Source organism: Rhodococcus sp. GA1 (assembly GCF_024321955.1).
In the GTDB taxonomy this organism is placed as follows: domain Bacteria; phylum Actinomycetota; class Actinomycetes; order Mycobacteriales; family Mycobacteriaceae; genus Rhodococcus; species Rhodococcus pyridinivorans.
Genome location: NZ_CP097186.1, coordinates 1930310 through 1945926, shown reverse-complemented (window position 1 = coordinate 1945926; position 15617 = coordinate 1930310). Strand labels below are relative to the sequence as shown.

At 67.5% G+C, this 15617-nt stretch carries 15 protein-coding genes; 8 read left to right on the top strand and 7 right to left on the bottom strand.

Going from position 1 to position 15617, the window contains the following annotated elements:
• Nucleotides 1–14 precede the first annotated feature (14 nt).
• The 5 genes from M3330_RS09095 to M3330_RS09075 are packed head-to-tail and all read right to left on the bottom strand — an operon-like array spanning nt 15 to nt 5602.
• Complete coding sequence (locus M3330_RS09095; protein ID WP_255028546.1) at nt 15–1064, bottom strand: acyl-CoA dehydrogenase family protein; 1050 nt, start codon at nt 1062–1064, stop codon at nt 15–17.
• The gene (locus tag M3330_RS09090; RefSeq protein ID WP_064061674.1) at nt 1061–2032 is read right to left on the bottom strand and encodes an acyl-CoA dehydrogenase family protein; all 972 of its coding nucleotides are present in this window, start codon (nt 2030–2032) and stop codon (nt 1061–1063) included. Before M3330_RS09090 ends, M3330_RS09095 begins: the two co-directional genes overlap by 4 nt.
• The gene (locus tag M3330_RS09085; protein ID WP_006550432.1) at nt 2029–3189 is read right to left on the bottom strand and encodes an acyl-CoA dehydrogenase family protein; all 1161 of its coding nucleotides are present in this window, start codon (nt 3187–3189) and stop codon (nt 2029–2031) included. Before M3330_RS09085 ends, M3330_RS09090 begins: the two co-directional genes overlap by 4 nt.
• Nucleotides 3189–4058 carry an enoyl-CoA hydratase gene (locus M3330_RS09080; RefSeq protein ID WP_019290144.1) on the bottom strand — a complete coding sequence of 290 codons (870 nt, stop codon included), beginning with the start codon at nt 4056–4058 and terminating at the stop codon, nt 3189–3191. The genes M3330_RS09085 and M3330_RS09080 overlap by 1 nt, the downstream gene beginning before the upstream one ends.
• Complete coding sequence (locus tag M3330_RS09075) at nt 4055–5602, bottom strand: FadD3 family acyl-CoA ligase (RefSeq protein ID WP_219129891.1); 1548 nt, start codon at nt 5600–5602, stop codon at nt 4055–4057. Before M3330_RS09075 ends, M3330_RS09080 begins: the two co-directional genes overlap by 4 nt.
• Nucleotides 5603–5646: 44 nt before the next feature.
• Between M3330_RS09075 and M3330_RS09070 the strand changes: the two genes are divergently transcribed.
• From M3330_RS09070 to M3330_RS09040, 7 genes are all read left to right on the top strand, one after another.
• Nucleotides 5647–6855, top strand: coding sequence for an acyl-CoA dehydrogenase family protein (locus M3330_RS09070; protein WP_219129892.1), 1209 nt, complete (start codon nt 5647–5649; stop codon nt 6853–6855).
• Entirely contained in the window at nt 6852–7667 is an 816-nt protein-coding gene (locus M3330_RS09065) for an SDR family oxidoreductase (protein WP_255028545.1), read from the top strand. Before M3330_RS09070 ends, M3330_RS09065 begins: the two co-directional genes overlap by 4 nt.
• 34 nt (nt 7668–7701) lie before the next feature.
• A complete protein-coding gene (locus M3330_RS09060) occupies nt 7702–8313 on the top strand; it encodes a TetR/AcrR family transcriptional regulator (protein ID WP_006550428.1) in 612 nt (203 codons plus the stop codon).
• 9 nt (nt 8314–8322) lie between these two features.
• Nucleotides 8323–9471: an acetyl-CoA C-acetyltransferase gene (locus tag M3330_RS09055; RefSeq protein ID WP_033096893.1), complete on the top strand. Its 1149-nt coding sequence runs from the start codon at nt 8323–8325 to the stop codon at nt 9469–9471.
• Between the two features lie 124 nt (nt 9472–9595).
• Nucleotides 9596–9865, top strand: a complete 270-nt coding sequence (locus M3330_RS09050; protein WP_006550426.1) for a DUF2277 domain-containing protein — start codon at nt 9596–9598, stop codon at nt 9863–9865.
• 118 nt (nt 9866–9983) lie between these two features.
• The gene (locus M3330_RS09045) at nt 9984–12302 is read left to right on the top strand and encodes a carbon starvation CstA family protein (protein ID WP_024102900.1); all 2319 of its coding nucleotides are present in this window, start codon (nt 9984–9986) and stop codon (nt 12300–12302) included.
• Entirely contained in the window at nt 12299–12481 is a 183-nt protein-coding gene (locus M3330_RS09040; RefSeq protein WP_019290138.1) for a YbdD/YjiX family protein, read from the top strand. Before M3330_RS09045 ends, M3330_RS09040 begins: the two co-directional genes overlap by 4 nt.
• A gap of 94 nt (nt 12482–12575) precedes the next feature.
• Here M3330_RS09040 and M3330_RS09035 read toward each other — a convergent pair whose 3' ends face one another.
• Both M3330_RS09035 and M3330_RS09030 read right to left on the bottom strand, forming a co-directional pair.
• Nucleotides 12576–13202, bottom strand: coding sequence for a response regulator transcription factor (locus M3330_RS09035; protein WP_039583869.1), 627 nt, complete (start codon nt 13200–13202; stop codon nt 12576–12578).
• A complete protein-coding gene (locus M3330_RS09030) occupies nt 13199–14413 on the bottom strand; it encodes a sensor histidine kinase (RefSeq protein WP_200359349.1) in 1215 nt (404 codons plus the stop codon). The genes M3330_RS09035 and M3330_RS09030 overlap by 4 nt, the downstream gene beginning before the upstream one ends.
• Nucleotides 14414–14539: 126 nt before the next feature.
• Between M3330_RS09030 and M3330_RS09025 the strand changes: the two genes are divergently transcribed.
• On the top strand, nt 14540–15607 hold the full coding sequence (locus M3330_RS09025; protein WP_255028867.1) for an ABC transporter permease: 1068 nt from the start codon (nt 14540–14542) through the stop codon (nt 15605–15607).
• Nucleotides 15608–15617 lie beyond the last annotated feature (10 nt).

Sequence of the window (15617 nt, the reverse complement as noted above, 5' to 3'; positions counted from 1 at the left end):
GCCGACGATATTGCTCAGGCGGAGACCGCGCTCAGGTATTCGCGCGGTTGCCCGAACAACTGGGCGCTGCCGTGCGCCCGCTTGAAGAACAATTGCGCGTCGTGCTCCCAGGTGATCGCGATCCCGCCGTGCAACTGCACGGCCTCCGAGGCGACCTGCTGGAAGGCCTCCGAACAGTAGATCTTCGCTGCGTACGCGTCCTGCGGATCCTGCGACAACGCAGCCGCATACGACATCGACCGCGCCGTCTCCACGAGCGCGTACATGTCGGCCATGCGGTGCTTGAGCGCCTGGAACGACCCGATTGCGCGACCGAACTGCTTGCGGTTCTTCGCATAGTCGACGGTCAGGTCGAGCACGGCCTGCGCGGCACCCACCTGCTCGGCCGACAGGGCGATCGCCGCGGACGCCCGCAACCGGTCGACGAGATCGTCGGACGATGACAGGCGACGACCGGTCACCGCCGAGAACGACACCTCCGCGAGGGAACGCGTGGGATCCATCGTGGGCACGCGGCGCCGCGACACCCCGTCGGTCTCCGGGTCGATTTCGAACAGGCCGACCGTGTCGCCGTCGGTGGCGAGCACGAGCAGGGTGGACGCGATGTCGCCGCCGAGCACGTAGTGCGCGGTTCCGGTCAGCACGTTGCCCTCGGCGCTCACGCCGGGACGCTGCCAGCCGGTGGCCGACGCCCAGCACACCGCGACGACCTCGCCGGCCGCGATGCCGGGGAGCAGACGCGCCGCCGCGTCGGCATCACCGGACAGCAGCACGGTCTGCGCCGCGAGTACCGCCGACCCCAGGAACGGTGACGGGGTGAGCGTGCGGCCGAGTTCCTCGAGGACCACGTGGGTCTCGACCCACGAGGCGCCCACACCGTCGTACTCCTCCGGAACGGCGAGGGCTGCGACCCCGACCTGTTCGACGAGCATCGTCCACAGTTCGTCGTCGTACCCGCTGCCGGTCGTGATCGCCCGCCGGACGGCAGCCGAATCGGAGTGCTTGGCGAGCAGGGTACGCACCGAGTCCCGCAGTGCGGCACGATCTTCCGTCTCGAACGTCATGACGCCTCGCTCTCGAGTGCCGCGACCACGCGTGCCCGGTGCTCGTCGGGGGTGCCCCACGCGGTGACGAGCGCGCGGACCTTCGTGATCCACAGCGACAGATCGTATTCCTGGGTGTAGCCGATGGCGCCGTGCACCTGCAGTGCCGTGCGCGCGGCGAGATAGGCGGCGTCGCCGCACGCGACCTTGGCCGCCGAGACGTCCCGGGACGCGGTGGACAGCTCGTCGCGGACGGCGATGGCCGCACCGTGCAGCAGCGGACGTGCCATCTCCAGCGCGACCGCCACCTCGGCGAGGTGGTGCTTGACCGCCTGGAAGGAGCCGATCGCGCGGCCGAACTGCTTGCGCTGCTGCGCGTACTCGACGGTGGTGTCGAGCAGAGTCCGGCCCAGGCCTTGGAGCTGAGCTGCAGACGCGAGGACACCGATGTCGAAAGCCGCAGCGGTATCTGTGGATCCGAGCGACTCGCCGACGGTGAGCGAGGCGAGCGTGCGCGACCGGTCGACCGACTCGCGCGTGTCCCCGGCGGTGCCCATCGAGACGGTGCCGTCGGCGACGTGCAGCGCGAGGTCGGCGACGTGCGCGTCGACCGCGTACGGCGCGTGGGGGAGCATCGCGACGGTGGCGAGCGATCCGGCGGCAAGCGGGCCGAGACGCTCGGGTGCCACGGCGGCGAGAAGAACCGGTGCCACCGCGACGGTTTCGACCACCGGACCGGGCACAGCGTGGCGACCGAGCTGTTCGACGGCGACGACGAGATCGACCGCGTCGGCCCCGAGGCCGTCGTGCTCCTCGGCAACGAGCAGACCGTTGACGCCGGTCTCGGCCAGTCGCTCCCACACCTGCAGACCCGGTGCCGTGTCGCCGCTGTTCCACGCACGGATCACCTGCGGCATATCCGACTTGGTGAGCAGGGCGTCGATACTGGACGCGAAGTCCTCATGGGACTCGTCGAGTGCGAATCTCATCGATCACCCCTCGGAAGGCCGAGCAGCCGCTCGGCAATGACGTTCTTCTGGATTTCGTTGGTACCGGCGTAGATCGGGCCCGACAGCGAGAACAGATAACCGTCGGTCCAGCCGTCGACGAGTTCGGCGTCCGCACCCTGCAGGTCGAGCGCCGTCTCGTGCGCGGCGATGTCCCACTCGGACCAGAACACCTTGTTGATCGACGATTCGGCGCCGAGCTGCCCGCCCGCGGTCAGGCGCGTGACGGTGGCCCAGGTCGACAGCTCGTAGGCGCGGGCCCCGATCCACGCGTCGGCGACGCGGTTGCGGAGCGCGGTGTCGCCGTGGAGGTCGGATTCGCCGTAGGCGCGCAGCAACCGGTCGGTGGCCGCGAGGAATCGGCCCGGCGCACGCAGCGACAGACCGCGCTCGTTGGAGGCGGTGCTCATCGCGACCCGCCATCCTTCGTTCACCGCACCGATCACACCGGACTCACCGGGACGCTCCGGGTCGTCGGGGACGAAGACATCCTCGAGGAAGATCTCCGCGAAGCCCGGCTCACCGTCGAGCTGCGGGATCGGTCGCACGGTGACGCCCTCGGCCCGCAGGTCGAACATGAAGTAGGTGATGCCCTTGTGCCGCTGGGCCTCCGGGTCGGAGCGGAACAGACCGAAACCCATGTCGGCGTAGGACGCCCGCGAGCTCCATGTCTTCTGGCCGTTGAGCAGCCAGCCGCCGTCGACTTTCGTGGCGGTCGAGCGCAGCGACGCGAGGTCGGAGCCGGACTCGGGTTCCGACCAGGCCTGGGCCCAGATGTCGTCGGCCCGGGCCATGCGCGGCATGATGCGGGCGAGCTGCTCGGGGTGGGCGTGCTCGAACAGGGTGGGGGCGAGCAGGAAGATGCCGTTCTGGCTCACCCGGCCGGGCGCACCGGCGCGGTAGTACTCCTCCTCGAACACGACCCACTGCTCGAGGGTCGCGTCGCGGCCGCCGAGTTCCTCGGGCCAGGAGACGACCGACAGGCGTGCATCGGCGAGGGTCCGTTCCCACTGCCGGTGTTCCTCGAAGCCCTCGGCCGTGTCCATCGACTCGAGCGGCGTCGTGGGGACGTTCTCGGCGAGGAAGGCGCGTACCTCGTCGCGGAACGCGAGGGTGGCGTCGTCGAGCTGCAGATCCACTACTTCGCTCCTTCCACCGGACGAGCGCTCGCGGCCATCGACTTGGCGTTCATGCCGCCGAGCGAGTCGGCGCCGACCTCGGCGTTGTGCGCGTGCGCGAAGTGGTGCAGGCCGAAGACCGAGTCCATGCCGTTGCGCATGCCCATCTGGTCCTCGCACTGGTTGACGGCGCGCTTGGTGAGCGCGAGCCCGAAGCGGGGCATCTCCGCGATGCGGGCGGCGAGGGCGAGGGTCTCGTTCTCGAGTTCCTCACGCGGCACGACGCGGCTGACCATGCCCACCTCGTAGGCGCGCTGGGCACTGAAACGATCACCGGTGTAGAGGATCTCCTTCGCGAAGCGCGTTCCGAGGATCCACGGGTGCGCGAAGTACTCGACACCCGGGATGCCCATGCGGACCACGGGATCGGAGAAGAAGGCATCCTCGGACGCGACGATCAGGTCGCACACCCACGCCAGCATGAGACCACCGGCGATGCAGGCGCCCTGCACCGACGCGATGGTGGGCTTGGGGATCTCGCGCCAGCGGCGGCACATCCCCAGGTAGACCTCCATCTCACGGGCGTAGCGCTGGTCGCCGCCGGGCTTGTCGACGTGATCCCACCACATCACGGCCTTGTTGTCGTAGTGGACGTGGTGGTCGCGGCCCGGGGTGCCCAGATCGTGGCCGGCGGAGAAGTGCTTGCCGTTGCCGGCCAGCACGATCACCTTGACCTCGTCGTCCTCGACGGCCCTCTCGAAGGCGGCGTCGAGCGCGTAGGTCATGACCGAGTTCTGGGCGTTGCGGTAATCGGGTCGGTTGAGAGTGACGATCGCGACGCCGTCGCGCACCTCGTAGGTGACGACATCGGGCTCGAACGGGACGGTCATGACTTCTCCTCACGCAGAACGTTCTTCAGTACCTTGCCGGACGGGTTTCGGGGCAGCGCATCGATGAACCGAACCGATCGCGGCGCTTTGAAGTTGGCGAGTTTCTCTCGGGCGTACGCGATCACGTCGTCCTCGGTGAGCGGATGTCCGTCCAGCGGGACCACGAACGCCCGGCCGACCTCACCCATGCGCTCGTCGGGGACACCGATCACCCCGACCTCGTGGACTCCAGGCAGGCGCAGCAGTGCCGCTTCGACCTCCGCCGGATAGACGTTGAATCCGCCGCTGATGTACATGTCCTTGAGACGATCGGTGATGTCGAGATAGCCGCGTTCGTCGACGGTCCCGACATCGCCGGTGTGCAGCCACCCGTCCTCGTCGATCGTCTTGGCCGTGGCCTCGGGATCGTCGAGATAACCGAGCATGACGTTCGGGCCGCGCAGCAGGATCTCGCCCTTGTCGCCGATGCGCACCTCGAACTCCGCGGTGGCGCGTCCGGACGAGGTGGAGACGGTGACGGGATCGTCGTCGGTGCGGCACATCGTCGCGACGACCGCCTCGGTCTGCCCGTAGGCGGTGAGCACCGCGTCGAAGCTCAGTTCGTTCTGCATGCGCTCGACGAGGGAGACGGGCACGGGTGCGGCGCCGGTGACGGCGATGCGCAGGTTGCTCAGGTCGTACTCGCCGCGCCGCGGGTGGTCGAGGATGGACTGGTAGATCGTCGGGGCGCCCGGGAGGACGCTGATGCGCTCGGCCGCGACCATCGCCATGACCTTCTCTACGTCGAAGGTCGCGAGGGGGATGACGGTGGAGCCCTCGAGCAGTGCGGCGACGAAGCCGGCCTTGTACCCGAAGCTGTGGAAGAACGGGTTGATGATCAGGTAGTTGTCGTCGATCGTCAGTTCGGCGCACTCGGCCCACGCCTGCGCGACACCGATGCACTGACGGTGGGCGCTGAGCACGCCCTTGCTGCGGCCGGTCGTGCCCGAGGTGAACAGGATGTCGGAGACGTCGTCGGGGGTCACGGCCGCGGCGCGCGCGTCGGCCTCGGTGCGGGCGGCGTCGGTGGCGGAGGACAGGAAGTCCGCCCACTCGACGACCCCGTCGATCGGCGCGTCGTTCCCGCCCAGCGGGACCCGCACGGTCGTCGGGATCGACAGTTCCGGAGCGACCTTGCACAGTTCGGTGTAGCGGTCGGTACCGAGGAAGTCGCCGACCACGACGAGGGCCTCGGGGCGGACGCGCTCGACGACGTCGGCGGCCTCGTTTCCGGTGTAGCGGGTGTTGAGGGGTACGACGACCCCGCCGGCCCAATGTGTACCCAGGGCAGCGATCACCCAGTGGAACGTGTTGGGCGACCAGATGACGACGCGCGCACCGCGTTCGACGCCGCGGGAGACGAGCGCCGCGGCGACATCGCGGACGTGGTCGCGCAGTTGTGCGAAGGTCAGCCGGGTGTCGCCATCGGCGATCGCGAGCAGGTCCGGCCAGGTGTCGGCGGCACGTACGAGTGCGGCCGGAGTGGTTCTCGGTCGTGTGTTCACAGAGCTCCCTACCTAGCAATTGCTTGGTAGGTTATCGTACGGATGTGCACGAGAGCGAGAGCCAGGAAAATGCGGAGTTCGCAGCCACCGTCCGACAGTGGCTCGGAGACAACCTGACCGGCGAATTCGCCGAGCTCAGAGGCAAGGGCGGACCCGGAAGCGAACACGAGTTCTTCGAACAGCGACTCGCGTGGGACCGGCATCTGGCCGCTGCCGGATGGACCTGCATCGGCTGGCCCACCGAGTACGGCGGGCGCGGCGCGAGCATGGATCAGCGCGTGATCTTCCACGAGGAGTACGCGAAGGCGAACGCGCCCGCGCGCGTCAACCACCTCGGTGAGGAACTGCTCGGCCCCACCCTCATCGCGTTCGGGACCGAGGAACAGAAGCAGCGCTTCCTGCCCGGGATCCGTAACGTCACCGAACTGTGGGCGCAGGGCTACTCGGAACCGGGAGCCGGCTCCGACCTCGCCAACGTCTCCACCACCGCCCGCCTCGAGGGCGACAAGTGGGTGATCAACGGTCAGAAGGTCTGGACGTCGCTCGCACACGTCGCACAATGGGCCTTCGTCGTCGCGCGGACGGAACCCGGTTCGACCCGCCATCACGGCCTGAGCTTCCTGCTCGTGCCCCTCGACCAGCCCGGCGTCACGGTGCGGCCCATTCAGCAGCTCACGGGCACCTCCGAGTTCAACGAGGTCTTCTTCGACGACGCCGTCACCGACGCCGACCTCGTCGTCGGTGCCCCCGGCGACGGGTGGAAGGTCGCGATGGGTCTGCTGACCTTCGAACGCGGCGTCTCCACCCTCGGGCAGCAGATCGGCTTCGCCCGCGAACTCGACGGCATCGTCTCCGTCGCCGAGAGCAACGGTGCGATCGACGATCCGCACCTCCGCGAACGCATCGCCCGCGCGCGGATCGAACTGCGGGTCATGCGTGCCCACGCCCTGCGCACCCTCGGCGACGCCGACCCGGGTCAGGCCTCGGTCGCGAAACTGCTGTGGGCGAACTGGCATCGCGACCTGGGGCAACTCGCCATGGACGTGCAGGGATCGTCATCGCTCGTCGGCCCCGAGCACGACCATGCCGGAAATCCCTCCGACATCACCGATCCCGAACATCTCGAGCTCGCGGAATGGCAGCGGCTGTTCCTGTTCACCCGCGCCGACACCATCTACGGCGGATCCAACGAGATCCAGCGCAACATCATCGCCGAGCGCGTGCTCGGCCTTCCCCGGGAGGCACGTCCGTGACCGCAACACCCCGTCCCGCATCCCCACTCGCGACCCCGCCGGTCGAGACCCCCGGCCACGGACTGCTCCGCGACAAGAAGGTCGTGGTCACCGCCGCCGCCGGTACCGGCATCGGATTCGCCACCGCGCGTCGCGTGCTGCTCGAGGGCGCCGACGTGCTCGTCTCCGACTTCCACGAGCGCCGGCTCGGCGAGTCCGCGGAGAAGCTCGCGGCCGAGTTCCCCGAACAGCAGGTCGCGACGATCGTGTGCGACGTGTCGTCCACCGAACAGGTCGACGCCCTCATCACCGGCGCCGCCGACCGGCTAGGGCGCATCGACGTGCTCGTCAACAATGCCGGACTCGGTGGGGAGACGCCCGTCGTCGAGATGACCGACGAGGAATGGGATCGCGTCCTCGACATCACCCTCACCAGCACCTTCCGCGCGACCCGCGCGGCACTGCGCTACTTCCGCTCGGTCGACCACAACGGCGTGCTCGTCAACAACGCGTCGGTACTCGGCTGGCGCGCCCAGCACTCGCAGGCGCACTACGCGGCGGCGAAGGCCGGCGTCATGGCCCTGACCCGCTGCTCCGCGATCGAGGCCGCCGAATACGGCGTGCGCATCAACGCCGTCGCCCCGTCCATCGCCCGACACCCCTTCCTCGCGAAGGTCACCAGCGAGGAACTGCTCGACAACCTCGCCGCCGGTGAGGCCTACGGCCGCGCCGCCGAGGTCTGGGAGGTCGCGGCGACCATCGCGATGCTCGCGAGCGACTACACGACCTATCTGACCGGCGAGGTCGTGTCGGTCTCCTCCCAGCGCGCATGAACCCGCTCTCGGTCGGCTTGAAAGGATGTCCGTCATGACTCCCTCACGCGACGACACCTCCAGCAAGTCCGGACGCCGCGCGGAACTGCTCGACATCGCAGCCGACCTGTTCGCGTCGCGCGGTGTGCGGGCCACGACCGTGCGCGACATCGCCGACGCGGCGGGAATCCTCTCCGGCAGCCTCTACCACCACTTCGATTCCAAGGAGTCGATGGTGGACGAGATCCTGCGGGCCTTCCTCGACGACCTGTTCGACCGGTACCGCAAGATCGTCGCGTCGGGTCTGCCGTCCCGCAAAACCCTCGCGGCACTCGTCACCACCTCCTACGAGGCGATCGACCGGTCGCACGCCGCGGTGGCGATCTACCAGGGTGAGGCCAAGCATCTCGAGGGCGACCGCTTCGCCTACATCGGCGAACTCAACACCGAGTTCCGCGACCTGTGGGTGGGCGTGATCGAACGCGGCGTCGCGGACGGTTCGTTCCGGCCCGACGTCGACGTCGAACTGGTCTTCCGGTTCCTGCGCGACACCGTGTGGGTGGCCGTGCGCTGGTACCGGCCCGGAGGCTCCCTCAGTATCGATCAGGTTGCCCAGCAATACCTTTCCATCGTTCTCGACGGACTGTCGAACCAGAATTCTTCGTAAGGAGACATCATGACCGAGGCCTACATCGTCGACGCGGTGCGCACCCCCATCGGCAAGAAGAAGGGTGGGCTCGCGGACGTGCACCCGGCCGACCTGGGCGCGCACGTGATCAAGGCGCTCGTCGAGCGCACGGGCATCGACCCCGCCGACGTCGACGACGTGGTGTTCGGTTGCGTCGACGCCATCGGCGGCCAGGCCGGCAACATCGCCCGCACCGCGTGGCTGGCCGCCGGCTACCCGCAGCACGTGCCCGGCGTGACCGTCGACCGTCAGTGCGGGTCGAGCCAGCAGGCCCTGCACTTCGGTGCCCAGGCGATCCTCAGCGACACCGCGGATCTCATCGTCGCCGGTGGCGTGCAGAACATGACGCAGATCCCGATCTCCGCGGCCATGATCGTCGGGCAGCAGTACGGCTTCGACACCCCCTTCGGTGGGTCGAAGGGCTGGACGGAGCGCTACGGCAGCGACGAGGTGTCGCAGTTCAAGGGTGCCGAGATGATCGCCGAGAAGTGGGACCTCAGCCGCGAGGAACTCGAGAAGTGGGCGCTGCAGAGCCACGAGCGCGCCAAGGCCGCCATCGCCGAGGGACGCTTCGAGAACGAGATCGTCCCCTTCGGTGACGCCACCGTCGACGAAGGCCCGCGCGAGACCAGCCTCGAGAAGATGGCGTCGCTGCAGACCCTCGTCGAGGGCGGACGCCTGACCGCCGCCGTCGCCAGCCAGATCTCCGACGGCGCATCCGCGGTGCTGCTCGCCTCCGACGAGGCCGTGAAGAAGTACGGCCTGAAGCCCCGCGCGCGCATCCACCACCTCAGCGCCCGCGGCGACGACCCGATCTTCATGCTCACCGCCCCGATCCCCGCCACGCAGTACGCCCTCGAGAAGGCCGGCCTGACGATCGACGACATCGACCTCATCGAGATCAACGAGGCCTTCGCGCCCGTCGTCCTGGCGTGGATCAAGGAGATCGGCGCAGACCCGTCGAAGGTCAACGTCAACGGCGGCGCGATCGCCCTCGGCCACCCGCTCGGCGCGACCGGCACCAAGCTGATGGCGACGCTGCTCAACGAGCTCGAGCGCACCGGTGGTCGCTACGGCCTGCTCACCATCTGCGAGGGTGGCGGGACCGCCAACGCGACCATCATCGAACGCGTCTGACCCACCCCCTTCACATCCGCGCGCCCGTTCGTCATCCGCTGCTGCGATCGCCGCAGCGGACGGACAGCGGGCGCGCGGAAGCGAACGTATGGTCCGGTCCGGAGGTGACGTCTACCCTCGAAGCATGTGCCGGAACATCACGGAGCTGCGGGGGCTCGAGCCGGCTGCGACCGCCGAGGAGATCGAAGCGGCCGCACGGCAGTACGTCCGTAAGGTCAGCGGGATCCACAAACTCTCCGACGCCACCCGGGAGCCGTTCGAACAGGCCGTCGCCGAAGTGACCGCGACGACGACGAGATTGCTCGCGGCCCTTCCCGAGCGGCGGCAACCACCGCCGTCGGTGCCGCCGCTACGTCGGCCCGAGGTGCAAGCCCGGATCGCCGCACGCGGCTGATCGATTCCGGTTCGTTCGTCGACGCGCGCGGGTAGCGTGACGCTGGTCGAGATTCGAGCACGTTCGAGGCCCGTCGCGACCTCCGCGGGTCTGCGGGCGAGCCTGGTGAGGAGCCGATATGGCTGTGGACCCGGCGCCGCCGACCAGCAGCGAGGTGGAATATCTCCGGACCGACCCCGATCTTCCACCGGTCGGTGTCGTCGACCGGACACCGATATCACCCACCGCGAGGATCGTCTTTCTCGTGCTCGCGATTCTGGGGGCGGTCGCCTGGTCGATCATCGCGCTGGTCCGCGGCGAGGAGATCAACGCGGTCTGGTTCGTCATTGCCGCCGTGTGCACCTATCTCGTCGCCTATCGCTTCTACGCGAAGTTCATCGAACGCAAGATCGTGCAGCCACGCGACGACCGTGCGACACCTGCCGAGGAACTCGAGAACGGCAAGGACTACATGCCGACGGACCGTCGGGTGTTGTTCGGCCACCACTTCGCCGCCATTGCCGGCGCGGGCCCGCTCGTCGGCCCGGTGCTCGCCGCCCAGATGGGTTATCTGCCCGGCACGATCTGGATCATCGTCGGCGTCGTCTTCGCCGGTGCGGTCCAGGACTTCCTCGTCCTGTGGATCTCCTCGCGCCGCCGCGGACGCAGCCTCGGCCAGATGGCCCGCGAGGAACTCGGGCCGATCGGCGGCGTCGCGGCGCTCATCGCGGTCTTCGTCATCATGATCATCCTGATCGCGGTGCTGGCATTGGTGGTCGTGAACGCGCTCGCCGACAGCCCGTGGGGCCTGTTCTCCATCGCGATGACCATTCCCATCGCACTGTTCATGGGCGTCTATCTGCGCTACCTGCGACCCGGCAGGGTCGCGGAGGTGTCGCTGATCGGCGTCGTTCTGCTGCTCGTCGCGATCATCGCGGGTGGCTGGGTCGCCGAGACCGACTGGGGAACGAACTGGTTCACCCTGTCCCCGGTGACGATTTCGTGGCTGATGATCGCCTACGGATTCGCGGCGTCGGTGCTGCCGGTGTGGTTGCTGCTCGCCCCGCGCGACTATCTGTCGACCTTCATGAAGGTCGGCACGATCGTCCTGCTCGCGATCGGGATCCTCGTCGCACGACCGAACCTGGAGATGCCCGACATCACGTCGTTCGCCATCGACGGTGACGGCCCGGCCTTCGCGGGGTCGCTGTTCCCGTTCCTGTTCATCACCATCGCATGTGGCGCACTGTCTGGATTCCACGCGCTCATCTCCTCGGGCACCACCCCGAAACTGCTCGAGAAGGAGAAACAGATCCGGCTGATCGGCTACGGCGGCATGCTCACCGAGTCGTTCGTCGCGATCATGGCGCTGGTCACCGCCTGCATCATCGACCAGCACCTGTACTTCACGCTCAACGCTCCGGCCGCCCTCACCGGCGGCACCCCGGAGACCGCCGCCGCCTACGTCAACGGTCTCGGGCTGGGGTCGCCCGACATCACTCCCGAACAGATCTCGGCGGCAGCCGAATCCGTCGGGGAGGAGTCGATCATCTCCCGTACCGGTGGTGCCCCGACGCTCGCGTTCGGCATGTCCCAGGTGCTCAGCGACCTGTTCGGCGGCGACAGCCTCAAATCGTTCTGGTACCACTTCGCGATCATGTTCGAGGCGCTGTTCATCCTCACCACCGTCGACGCGGGAACGCGTGTCGCGCGGTTCATGCTTTCGGACTCGCTCGGCAACTTCGGCGGTCCCGCTCGTCGCTTCAAGGATCCGTCCTGGCGTCCCGGCGCCTGGTTGTGCTCCGCGGTCGTCGTCGGCCTGTGGGGTGCGATCCTGCTGATGGGCGTCACCGACCCGCTGGGCGGCATCAACACGCTCTTCCCACTGTTCGGCATCGCCAACCAGTTGCTCGCCGCGATCGCTCTGACCGTCGTGCTCACCGTCGTCGTGAAGAAGGGACTGGTGAAGTGGGCGTGGATCCCCGGCGTGCCGTTGGTGTGGGATCTGATCGTGACCATGACGGCGTCGTGGCAGAAGATCTTCTCCGGCGACCGCGCGGTGGGGTACTGGGCCCAGCACCGAGCTTTCGTCGACGCGAAGAACTCCGGCGCAACCACATTCGGTTCGGCGAAGACTGCCGACGAGATCGATGCCGTCATCCGCAACACATTCATCCAGGGCACGTTGTCGATCGTGTTCGCAGTGCTCGTGCTCATCGTGGTCGCCGCAGGAGTAGTGGTGTGTACCAGATCGGTCCGGGCCGGAGGTATGCCCACCACCGAAACACCCGACGTGCCGTCGAAGATATTCGCGCCCGCGGGCTTCGTGCCGACCCCGGCCGAGAGGGAACTGCAGAAGGAGTGGGACGAACTGATCGCATCGGGCAAGGTCCGCGCCCCGGGCGCCGCACACACCCATGCCTCGCGGCATCGCGACGGGGACGGAGGTGGGTCGTGATCACAGCACTGCGTCGGGCGTGGTGGTGGATCGGTGCCGTCATGGGCGACCACGACTACGCGAGGTACGTCGAACTGCACCGCCGGCAGCATCCGGATCGACCACCGCTGAGCGAACGCGACTACTGGCGTGAGCGGCACGCTGCAGCGGATGCGAACCCGGGAAGCCGATGCTGTTGAGCGGGGAGGTCGGGCATGACGCCGTACGAATCGATCCGCGTCGAGACGCGCGATCGGGTAACGACTGTGATCATGGCCCGATCCTCGACACCGATCACGCGATCAGGCCCCGCTCGCGCGCCGCGACCACTGCGGCGGTGCGATTGTCCACGTCCAACTTGGTGAAAGCGTGCACCAGATGGGATTTCACGGTTGCCTCGCTGACGAAGAGCTGTTTGGCGATCGCGCGATTGGACAACCCTTCGGCGACCAGCGACAGCACTTCGATTTCGCGGGCGCTGAGGTCGGTGCGGGGCTGCTGCATGCGGCGGTAAAGGCGCTGGGCCACGTCCGGGTCCAGGACGGTCTCCCCACGGGCCGCCGCGAACACCGATTCGATCAGCACTTTCGGGTCGGTGTCCTTGAGGAGGTAGCCTGCCGCACCGGCTTCGACCGCGCGCAGAATGTCCGCGTCCGTGTCGTAGGTGGTGAGTACGACGACCCTCGGCGGATCGGCCGCCGTCAGGATCCGGGCGGTCGCCTGCGCCCCGTCGATCCCCGATCCCAGACGCAGATCCATCAGCACCACATCGGGTTTCGCGGCCGCCGCCGAAGCCACGGCTTCCTCACCCGACGATGCTTCGGCCACCACCACGATGTCATCGTGCGACGCCAGCAACGCGCGTAGTCCCGCCCGTACCACCGGGTGATCGTCGACGAGCAGTACACGTACCGCACTCATGCGACCCGCCCGACCGGAAGGGTTGCGGCAACCGCGGTTCCGTCTCCGGGTGCCGATTCCACGACGAGTGTGCCACCCAGTTCGGCCAGTCGTTCCCTCATCGACCGTAAGCCGAATCCACCGTCCTGACGTTGATCGAAGCCGATACCGTCGTCGACGATATCGAGCCGTACTTCGTCGGATGCGTAGCTCAATGTCACCCGTACCCGACGCGCCCGCGAATGCAACCGCACGTTGGCGAGAGCACTCTGGGCGACGCGGAGCAAGGCGACGTCGCAGTCCGTCACCAGCGGGATCGGATCGCTGTCGGTGAGTAGGTCACCGGTGATCCCGGTCTGCTGTTCGAGTTGGTCGAGCAGGCGCCGCAACGCGGATTCGAGCGGTGCGGACTCGAGCGCAACCGGCGCGAGCGCGTCGACCACCCGGCGGGCCTCGATCAGATTCTGCTGCGCGGTGTCCGCGATCTGCGCGAAGATCGCCGCGGAATTGTCGGGAGCGCGCTGCCCGGCTCGAGAGAGCAGCAGAATGGACGAAAATCCTTGCGCCAGAGTGTCGTGGATGTCACGCGCGAGGCGGGAACGTTCGGTCAGTGCGCCCGCTTCCCGTTGCAGCGCGACCAATTCGTCCTGCGCCCCGAGCAACTCTCGGTGCGCCTCGGTGAGTTCGTCCACCAACTGCTGTCGCTGCGCGGACTGCCGCACCAACTGTTGATAGACGACGGCCATTCCGGCGGCAGCTGCCGCCCCGAACACCGGTCCGAGAATCGAGGCAACCGTGTTCGTGGTGCCGTGCCACAGCGTCGCTGCGATCGCTATCGCGGTCAGCATGATCGTCACCGTCAACGCGACCGGAGTGGAGAACAGGGGAAAGCACAAGAAAAACAGGGCGAACGCTAACCAGACGAAGTTGACATCCGCCACCACGAGAGCCAGCCAGCCCAGCCCGAGCGCCGCGAACCAGATCTGCCCCGATCGGCGCTGTACCGGCTCCCCGTTCTCGAAGCCCTCACGCCGCGCGAACCAGATCCCGAAGAGATACCACCCGGCTACCACGACAGCGAACGCGACGATCGGAACGGGATGAGCACTGTCGGTAACCGTGCGCACGACACCCACCGCGAGGAGCAGGAAGAACAGCAGATGGGCGCCGAATTGCATGGCGCGTAGCACCGGCACGGCCCCGCCCGAGTGAGACCCATCGGAATTCCGCATTTCGCCCACTCTAATACCGCACTATGCCGTCGACCGCACCGATCGAAGATCTCCAACTTTCGATGGATCAGCGAACCCAACCAATGCGCGATGCCGGGAATGCTCCCTTGCACGACGCTGAGATGCATGTTCCTCGCTTTCCGTGATCTCCGATTCGCCAAAGGTCGCTTCACGCTGATGACCTCGGCCCTGTTCCTCATTTCGCTGATGGTGGTCATGCTGTCGGGGCTGACCTCCGGACTGGGTAATCGGTCCATCGCTGCGATCGAGAACATCGGCGCCGACCACTTCGCCTTCGGTGCTCCCCCCGATGGCCGCTCGGTCTCGTTCGCCGAGTCGACCGTGACGACGCGGCAGTATGCGGAACTTGCAAAGGCCGACGGTGTCGATGCTGCGTCGATCATCGGGGTGGCGCCCGCTCGGATCAGCGTCGACGGTCGAGAAGTCGCCGCTTCTGCGTTCGGCGTCGACGGGCATTCTTTCGCCGCTCCGGTCGTGCTCGGTGCCGGCTCGGTAGCCGTGGACGCCGACCTCGCCAATGACAACGGATGGACGAACGGAACCCGGATTTCGATGAGCGGAAAGGTATTCACCATCACCGCTCTGGTCGACGACTCGTTCTACAGTCATCAGCCCGTGGTCTGGATGGACCACGACGCATGGATGTCACTGCCGTCGGCCGGGGGCAGTGACGGCACCGTCGTTGCATTGCGTACCTCCGCAGGGTTCGACGCCGATTCTGTCGGTGAGGCGACCGGGACGGCCGTCACCGACGGCCGCGGCGCGCTGAACGCGATCGGGTCGTACACCTCCGAGCGTGGATCGCTGCTGTTGATGCAGACGATGCTGATGATCGTCAGCGCCTTGGTCGTCGGGGCCTTCTTCACGGTATGGACCATCCAGCGCGGCCAGGACCTCGCTGTGCTCAAGGCTGTCGGTGCCTCCACCCGCTATCTGCTCCAGGACGCACTCGGGCAGAGCTCGATCGTGCTGGTACTCGGATCCGGACTTGGAACCCTGGCCGCAGCCGGTCTCGGAACGGCAGCCTCGCAGTCGGTTCCGTTCTCGCTCACGATGTCCACCACCGTGGTTCCGTTCCTCGCCCTCGTTGCGACGGGCATGATCGGCGCGGCTGTTTCCCTGGTCCGTATCGCCAAGGTCGACCCGCTCGCTGCCCTTGCAGCCGCTCGATGAGTCATCTACC

Bases quoted from the DNA above. Each gene is read 5' to 3' on its own strand.
- M3330_RS09095 (WP_255028546.1), bottom strand. From the start codon at position 1,064: ATGACGTTCGAGACGGAAGATCGTGCCGCACTGCGGGACTCGGTGCGT.
- M3330_RS09090 (WP_064061674.1), bottom strand. From the start codon at position 2,032: ATGAGATTCGCACTCGACGAGTCCCATGAGGACTTCGCGTCCAGTATC.
- M3330_RS09080 (WP_019290144.1), bottom strand. From the start codon at position 4,058: ATGACCGTCCCGTTCGAGCCCGATGTCGTCACCTACGAGGTGCGCGAC.
- M3330_RS09060 (WP_006550428.1), top strand. From the start codon at position 7,702: ATGACTCCCTCACGCGACGACACCTCCAGCAAGTCCGGACGCCGCGCG.
- M3330_RS09055 (WP_033096893.1), top strand. From the start codon at position 8,323: ATGACCGAGGCCTACATCGTCGACGCGGTGCGCACCCCCATCGGCAAG.
- M3330_RS09050 (WP_006550426.1), top strand. From the start codon at position 9,596: ATGTGCCGGAACATCACGGAGCTGCGGGGGCTCGAGCCGGCTGCGACC.
- M3330_RS09045 (WP_024102900.1), top strand. From the start codon at position 9,984: ATGGCTGTGGACCCGGCGCCGCCGACCAGCAGCGAGGTGGAATATCTC.
- M3330_RS09035 (WP_039583869.1), bottom strand. From the start codon at position 13,202: ATGAGTGCGGTACGTGTACTGCTCGTCGACGATCACCCGGTGGTACGG.
- M3330_RS09030 (WP_200359349.1), bottom strand. From the start codon at position 14,413: ATGCGGAATTCCGATGGGTCTCACTCGGGCGGGGCCGTGCCGGTGCTA.
- M3330_RS09025 (WP_255028867.1), top strand. From the start codon at position 14,540: ATGTTCCTCGCTTTCCGTGATCTCCGATTCGCCAAAGGTCGCTTCACG.